This window comes from Saccharomonospora saliphila YIM 90502 (assembly GCF_000383795.1).
Lineage (GTDB): Bacteria > Actinomycetota > Actinomycetes > Mycobacteriales > Pseudonocardiaceae > Saccharomonospora > Saccharomonospora saliphila.
This window is the reverse complement of the sequence record NZ_KB912660.1, coordinates 58,368-65,031: the sequence shown is the minus strand read 5'-3', so window position 1 is coordinate 65,031 and position 6,664 is coordinate 58,368. Positions and strand designations below refer to the sequence as shown.

The following is a 6,664-nucleotide window of genomic DNA, read 5'->3' as shown; positions in this document are numbered from 1 at the left end:
GGCGTCTCCGGACCAGCACCGTGCCGACCCGGCGCGTCCGCCGTCGTCCGCGAGTCCGGACGGCCGGACCCGGCGCGCCGAGCGCACCCGTCAGGCGATCATCGACGCGCACGTGTCGCTGCTGCTGGACGGGGACCTGCGACCGACGGGTGTGCGGATCGCCGAGCGGGCCGGCGTGTCCCGGCGGGCCCTGTGGACCCACTTCGCCGACCGGGAGGAACTGTTCGCGGCGGCGGGCGAGAAGACCCTGCGGCTCCAGTACGCCGACGCCGGCCCTCTGACCACGGACGGGACCGTCACCGAGCGGGTCGCGCGGTTCAGCCGGAGGCGTGCGCGGATGCTGGAGGCGATCGCGGGGATCTCCCGCGCCGCCCAGCTGTGGTTGCCGTTCTCCGCGCAGATCCGCCGCAACCGAGACCGGCACACCGCGCACCACCGTGCCGAGATCGAGGAGATGTTCGCTCCGGAGCTGGCCAGGGAGGGCGCACGGCGGGACCGGCTGCTGCACGCGCTGCTCACCGCGTCCTCCTGGCCCGCGTGGTCCGCGTGCCGCGACGACCTCGGACTCGGCGTCGACGACGCGGAGGCCGTGCTCCGGGACACGCTCACCGCCCTGCTGGCCGGCGCACCGGAGTAGAGCCGACCGCACGACCGGGGCCGGCGTGGCACGGCGCGCCACGTCCGACCCCGGCCGGCACGAAGGGGAGGTCTAGCGGTTCCGCGTGAACGCCAGGCGGTAGATCAACAGGATCACCAGTGAGCCCGCGATGGCGAGGCCCCACGTGCGCAGGTCGAAGAACGTGCCGAGGTCGACGTCGAACAGGGTGCGGCCGAGCCAGCCGCCCAGCAGCGCGCCTCCGACGCCGAGCAGGATCGTCAGCAGGCACCCACCGGGGTCCTTGCCCGGCATCAGCATCTTCGCGATCACCCCGGCCAGCAGGCCGAGCACGATCCATCCGAGAATTCCCATCGGCTCACCGTAGGAGACGCATCGCCCGTCCGGGCGACAACCACGCCGGGCGTGACCCGGAGAAGCGGGCCACGGCACCGGGCCGGGCGGGATCAGCGGCGCGGTCGTACTGCTAGCGTGGTCGGTGGCGTTTCAGCAGGCGCACGCAACCGGGGCTCGGGAGGCAGCGACGTGAGTGAGCACGGCGCGGTGGGTGCCGTCACGGCCGCGGACGCCACCGAGGCCGCCCGGCGGTTCGCCGACGTGCTGCCGCCGACGCCGTTGCACCGCAACGAGCGGTTGTCCCGCCACCACGACCTCAACGTCTGGCTCAAGCGCGAGGACCTCACGCCCGTGCGCTCCTACAAGGTGCGCGGCGCCTACAACCTGATCAGTCGCCTTCCGGAGGAGCGGCGCGCGCAGGGGGTGGTGTGCGCGAGCGCGGGCAATCACGCCCAAGGCGTGGCCTTCGCGTGCGCCGCGCTCGGGGTGCGGGCCCGGGTCTACCTGCCCCGCACGACGCCGAAGCAGAAGCGGGACCGGATCGCCTGGCTGGGCGACAAGCAGGTGCGCATGGTGGTCGACGGCGACACCTACGACGACGCCGCCTCGGCCGCCCACCGTGACGCGGAGGAATCGGGCGCGGTGCTCATCCCACCGTTCGACGATCCCCGCACGATCGCGGGGCAGGCCACCGTGGCGCGGGAGATCGTCGATCAGCTCGGGCATCCTCCCGATGCCGTCGTGGTACCGGTCGGCGGTGGCGGCCTGCTCGCGGGCACGCTGGCGTGGCTGGCCGAGACCGCCCCCGAGGTCTCGGTGATCGGTGCCGAGCCGCGGGGCGCGCCGAGCATGGCGCTGGCTCTCGAACGCGGCGCTCCGGCGCCGCTGGACGATCTCGACCCGTTCGTCGACGGCGCCGCCGTGCGCACTGTCGGCACGCACACCCACGCCATCGCGGCCCGCACGCGGCCGACGCTGGTGACCGTGCCCGAGGGCCGCATCTGCGTCGAGATGCTCGACCTGTACCAGGCCGACGGCATCATCAGCGAGCCCGCGGGCGCGCTCGCCTCCGCCGCGCTCGGCCCCGAGCTGGGCCTGGCGCCCGGTGCGACCGTGGTGTGCGTGCTCTCCGGCGGCAACAACGACGTCAGCCGGTACGCCGAGATCGTCGAGCGCGCATTGATCTACGAGGGGCGCAAGCACTACTTCCTCGTGGAGTTCCCGCAGGAGCCGGGCGCGCTGCGCCGGTTCATCGACGACGTCCTCGGCCCCGACGACGACATCACCCTCTTCGAGTACGTCAAGCGCAACAACCGCGAGACCGGCCCCGCCCTGGTGGGCATCGAACTCGGCGCGGCGGAGAACCTCGCCGCCGTGCTGGCGCGGATGGAACGGATCCCGCACCGCGTCGAGCGCATCGCCCCGGACAGCCCGCTGTTCACGTTCCTGACCTGAGCCGGAAGCGCCACGGGCGCTCAGTCCGCCGGGTGCAGCTTGTCCGGGTGATGCACCGCCGTCTTACCCGATTTCTCACTGCGCACGAGATACTGCGGGTGCTCGGCGGAGGCCCGCACCGTGCGCCCGCCCGCCTCCGTGTCCGACGTGATCTTCTCCTCGACCGTGCCCACCGAACTCTGGTTGCCCGCGTCCCAGCGGACCCGGTCACCCTTGGTGAACTCGCGCATCCTCGGTCTCCTTCCTCCGCCCCCGCCGCCGTCCGGCCTCAGCCGGACGCCTCGGTCCTCTGCTCCTGCGGCGGACGGGGGTCACCGCGTGTCCTTGAGGGGATCGTGCCCCCAGTTCATCAGTGAGTACCGCCAGCGGGTGTCGCGTACGTCGCCCGACGGCCGCTGGGCGCGGTGCCGGTGGATGTAGCCGACCACGGCGCGCATGTGCTCGTAGTCGTCGGCGGAGAGATCGGCGCGGTTGGTGCGCAGGATCTCGACGATTCGCCGACCGGAGCGGTGCCCGACCGACTCCTCGGCGCCGTGGTGCTGCCCCACCTCGGCCGACGAGCCGGTCGCGAGCCAGCGCTCCAGCTCGGACGGTGACATGTTGACCTCGGCCTCGAACTCCGCGCGGACCCGTTCGGTGTCCATACCCGCGATTACCCACCCCGGACGGGTTCACGCGGGCGGGCACGCGCGGGGTGGGCTCTCAGGGCAGGGCCCGTCCCGCCTCGGCGAGGGCCTGCGCGGTGAGTTCGGCGAGGGTGCCGGCCTCGGGCCGGTCGACCCACGTCTGGGTGCCGACCCGCAGCGCGGTCAGGAAGCACCCGGCGATCACCCGGCCGCCGGTCACCGAGCGCGACTCCGCGGGGGTACGGCGGTCCAGCTCGAGCGCCAGCTCGCGCTCGAACGACGCGAACGTGGCGATCTGCTCGGCCAGCAGCTCCGGGTGCGCGCGGATCAGCCGTGCCTGCTCCAGCCACGCCGGATCGTTGTCGTCCAGATCGGCCTCGATGAGGTGCTCCCGGATGCTGGCGGTGAGCGCCTCCCACGGCCGCTCGCTCGCCGGGCGGGCGGCCACGGTGTCGAGCAGGCGGCGCAGCCGGGTGCGGTCGCCGTGCAGGACCGCCTCCCGCTTGCCCGCGAAGTAGTTGGAGAACGTGCGCCGGGAGACCATCGCGGCGTCGGCGATCGCCTCCACCGTGAGGTTGTCGTAGCCGTGTCGCAGCGCCAGCCGCACCGCCGCCTCGTGCAGCGCCTGCGTGCGCGCCCTCTTCTTCCGCTCCCGCAGACCCATCGCCGTGTCCATCCCGCACAGCGTAGGCCCGGACGTGATTCGTTTCTCAATGCGCAAACTTGCTCAGTGGGCAACTTCACGGGATAGTTGCCCTAGGCAAACATTTCGCCGCGTCCGGCGATCCTTCCGACCGTCCGCACCCCGGAGGCTGTGTGAGTTCCCCGATCACCGCGCCCACGAACACCGCGCCGGCATCCGGTCGCACACGGGTCGTCAAGCCGCTCACCGGCCTGCTGCTGGCGCTGTTCGTCGCGATGACCAGCTCCACGATCGTCTCGACCGCGCTCCCCCGCATCATCGGGGCGCTCAACGGTACACAGACCCAGTACACCTGGGTCGTCACCGCGACACTGCTGGCCGCGACCGCGACGACGCCGATCTGGGGCAAGCTCGCCGACCTGTACAGCAAGAAGATGCTGGTGCAGCTCGCCATCGCGGTCTTCCTGGTGGGGTCACTGATCAGCGGCTTCGCCCAGGACGCCGGGCAGCTCATCGCCGCCCGCGCGTTCCAGGGACTCGGCGTGGGCGGGTTGCAGGCACTGGTCCAGGCCGTGATCGCCGCTCTCATCCCGCCGAAGGAGCGCGGCCGGTACAACGGCGTTCTCGGCGCGGTGATGGCCCTGGCCACGGTCAGCGGCCCGCTGCTGGGCGGCCTGATCACCGACACCGCGTGGCTTGGCTGGCGGTGGTGCTTCTTCGTCGGGGTGCCCTTCGCCGCCGCGGCACTGCTGGTGCTGCAACGCACGTTGCGGCTGCCCGCCGTCCGCGCGCGCGACGACGTGCACGTCGACTACACCGGCGCGGCCCTGATCGCCACCGGGGTGAGCGTGCTGCTCATCTGGGTGTCGTTCGTGGATTCCTCGTTCGCGTGGCTGTCCTGGCAGACCGCCGCGATGGCCGGGCCCGCGGTGCTCCTGCTCGCCGTCGCCGTGCTATGGGAGTCGCGCACCCGCGAACCGATCGTGCCACTGCACATCGTCCGGCAGCGCACACCGGCGCTGGCCATTCTCGCCAGTCTCGCCGTCGGCATGGCGATGTTCGGGGGCGCGGTGTTCCTCGGCCAGTACTTCCAGGTGGCCCGCGGCTACGACCCGACCGAGGCAGGGCTGCTGATGGTGCCGATGATGGCCGGCGTGCTCGTGGCCTCCACCCTGTCGGGGCTGCGGGTGAGCAGGACCGGGCGCACCAAACTCCCCATCGTCGCGGGCACGGTCGTGCTCGTCGCCGGGTTCGCCGTGCTGTCCACACTGGAGCGGGACACGCCGTTGGCGACCGTGTTCGTCGGCCTGGTCCTGGTCGGTACCGGTGTCGGCCTGTCGATGCAGAACCTCGTCCTCGCGGTGCAGAACACGGTGGCGCTGCGCGACGTCGGCGCGGCCAGCGCGTCCATCACCTTCTTCCGCTCGCTCGGGGGCACCGTCGGCATCTCGGTGCTCGGCGCGGTGCTGGCGAACACGGTCGAGCAGCGCATCGCCCGGGGTCTGCGAGAGGCCGGTGTGCCGCCGTCGGCGGGCGGGGACACGAGCAATCTCAACCTGGCCGAACTGCCCGAACCGATGCGCGAGATCGTGCGCGGCGCCTACGGCGACGCTACCGGGCACATCTTTCTCCTCTCCACCGCGATCGCCGTGGTGGGTGTGCTCGCCGCCCTCGCGCTCAAACCGGCGGACCTGCGGACCAGCCTGGACCTCACCGGCGACGGGAACGCCTCCGACGGCGTTCCCGGTGCCGCGGGCGGGCCTGCTGGACCGGCCGACCGCGGGTAAGCTGCGCACCGAAACCGGTTCGGCCAGTCAGGAGACGGCGGTGCTCGTCCTGCGCTCGGTCGCGCTGTTCCTGCTCGCGGCGCTCACCGAGATCGGCGGCGCCTGGCTGGTGTGGCAGGGCGTGCGGGAACAGCGCGGTCTGCTGTGGATCGGGGCCGGCGTCCTCGCCCTCGGGTTGTACGGCTTCGTCGCGACCCTGCAACCCGATCCCCACTTCGGCCGCATCCTCGCCGCCTACGGCGGTGTCTTCGTCGCGGGTTCCCTCGCGTGGGGCGTCCTCCTCGACGGTTACCGCCCGGACCGCTTCGACGTGCTCGGCGCACTGGTCTGCCTGGCCGGAGTCGCGATCATCATGTACTCCCCGCGCGGCTGACCCGGTCCGACGCGTCAGCGGCCCCGCCGGGCGGCGCGATGGGCGGCCATGCGCACGGGCGCGTTCGCGGCACCGTAGCCGGCGTAGTCCCCCACACGCTGGACGACCTCGAAGAACACGCGGGAGCCGAGCACCTCGGTACAGAAGTGGAAGAACTCCCCCGCCTCGTCGGCGTCGTAGAGGATGCCGTACTCCCGCAGCGCGGCGAGGGTCTCGGCGGGCAGCTCCACTCGCGCGTCGAGGTCGTCGTAGTAGTTGTCCGGCACCGACAGCAGCGGCACCCGCCGCTCCCGCATGGCGCGGGCGCTGGCGACGATGTCGTCGGTGGCGAACGCGACGTGCTGCGGGTCGGGCACACCGGGCGCCCAGCTTCCCCTGCGCAGCACGGTGCCGTGCAGCACCAGGCGCACCCGGTCGGCCTCGGAGGCCACTGTCCGGGTGCGCACCAGGCCGAACGGCGCGGCGAACTCGCCGCTGGAGCGGGTACGCAGGCCCAGCACGGCGCGGTAGAACAGCGTGGCCTCGTCGTAGTAGTCGAACGGCTGCGCCAGCGCCACGTGGTCGATCCCGGTCAACCCGGCCAGCGGCACACCGCCGTCACCGGTGAGGATGAAGTCGGACAGCCAGTCGTCGGCCTCGGCACCGCCCCGGCGCCGGGTGGACCCGCCCTCGGCCCGGGAATCGGTGCGGCAGAAGAACAACGCCGTCCCGTCCGGCGCGGCCACCGCGCTGAGGTCGGCCTCGTCGTGGTCGCGGGTCCGTTCGATCGCCGGCGCCAGCAGCGCGTGCGCGCGCCGGGCCGAACGGGGCGGGTCGGCACTGTCCACC

At 72.5% G+C, this 6,664-nt stretch carries 9 protein-coding genes; 4 read left to right on the top strand and 5 right to left on the bottom strand.

From position 1 onward, the window contains the following. The coding region (locus SACSA_RS22430; RefSeq protein ID WP_019815706.1) for a TetR/AcrR family transcriptional regulator at positions 1-637 on the top strand (637 nt) is incomplete at its 5' end. Between the two features lie 72 nt (positions 638-709). Here the strand turns inward: SACSA_RS22430 and SACSA_RS0110510 are convergent. Further along, on the bottom strand, positions 710-970 hold the full coding sequence (locus SACSA_RS0110510; RefSeq protein WP_019815705.1) for a GlsB/YeaQ/YmgE family stress response membrane protein: 261 nt from the start codon (positions 968-970) through the stop codon (positions 710-712). A gap of 171 nt (positions 971-1,141) precedes the next feature. On the opposite strand from SACSA_RS0110510, the gene ilvA reads away from it, so the two are divergent. Next, entirely contained in the window at positions 1,142-2,407 is a 1,266-nt protein-coding gene (gene ilvA, locus SACSA_RS0110505; protein ID WP_019815704.1) for a threonine ammonia-lyase IlvA, read from the top strand. A gap of 20 nt (positions 2,408-2,427) precedes the next feature. Here ilvA and SACSA_RS0110500 read toward each other — a convergent pair whose 3' ends face one another. The 3 genes from SACSA_RS0110500 to SACSA_RS0110490 all read right to left on the bottom strand — a co-directional run bounded on the left by SACSA_RS0110500 (position 2,428) and on the right by SACSA_RS0110490 (position 3,709). Then, a complete protein-coding gene (locus SACSA_RS0110500) occupies positions 2,428-2,637 on the bottom strand; it encodes a hypervirulence associated TUDOR domain-containing protein (RefSeq protein ID WP_019815703.1) in 210 nt (69 codons plus the stop codon). 81 nt (positions 2,638-2,718) lie between these two features. Continuing rightward, complete coding sequence (locus SACSA_RS0110495) at positions 2,719-3,051, bottom strand: DUF3140 domain-containing protein (protein WP_019815702.1); 333 nt, start codon at positions 3,049-3,051, stop codon at positions 2,719-2,721. Between the two features lie 58 nt (positions 3,052-3,109). Then, a complete protein-coding gene (locus SACSA_RS0110490; protein ID WP_019815699.1) occupies positions 3,110-3,709 on the bottom strand; it encodes a TetR/AcrR family transcriptional regulator in 600 nt (199 codons plus the stop codon). 140 nt (positions 3,710-3,849) lie between these two features. Here SACSA_RS0110490 and SACSA_RS0110485 point away from each other — a divergent pair, with 140 nt between their 5' ends. Together SACSA_RS0110485 and SACSA_RS0110480 are read left to right on the top strand one after the other, a co-directional pair. Further along, positions 3,850-5,463, top strand: coding sequence for an MDR family MFS transporter (locus SACSA_RS0110485; RefSeq protein WP_019815694.1), 1,614 nt, complete (start codon positions 3,850-3,852; stop codon positions 5,461-5,463). A gap of 40 nt (positions 5,464-5,503) precedes the next feature. Beyond that, complete coding sequence (locus SACSA_RS0110480) at positions 5,504-5,836, top strand: YnfA family protein (RefSeq protein ID WP_028661759.1); 333 nt, start codon at positions 5,504-5,506, stop codon at positions 5,834-5,836. Between the two features lie 14 nt (positions 5,837-5,850). Here the strand turns inward: SACSA_RS0110480 and SACSA_RS0110475 are convergent. After that, on the bottom strand, positions 5,851-6,664 hold an 814-nt coding region (locus tag SACSA_RS0110475; RefSeq protein ID WP_157596810.1), incomplete at its 5' end, for a VOC family protein.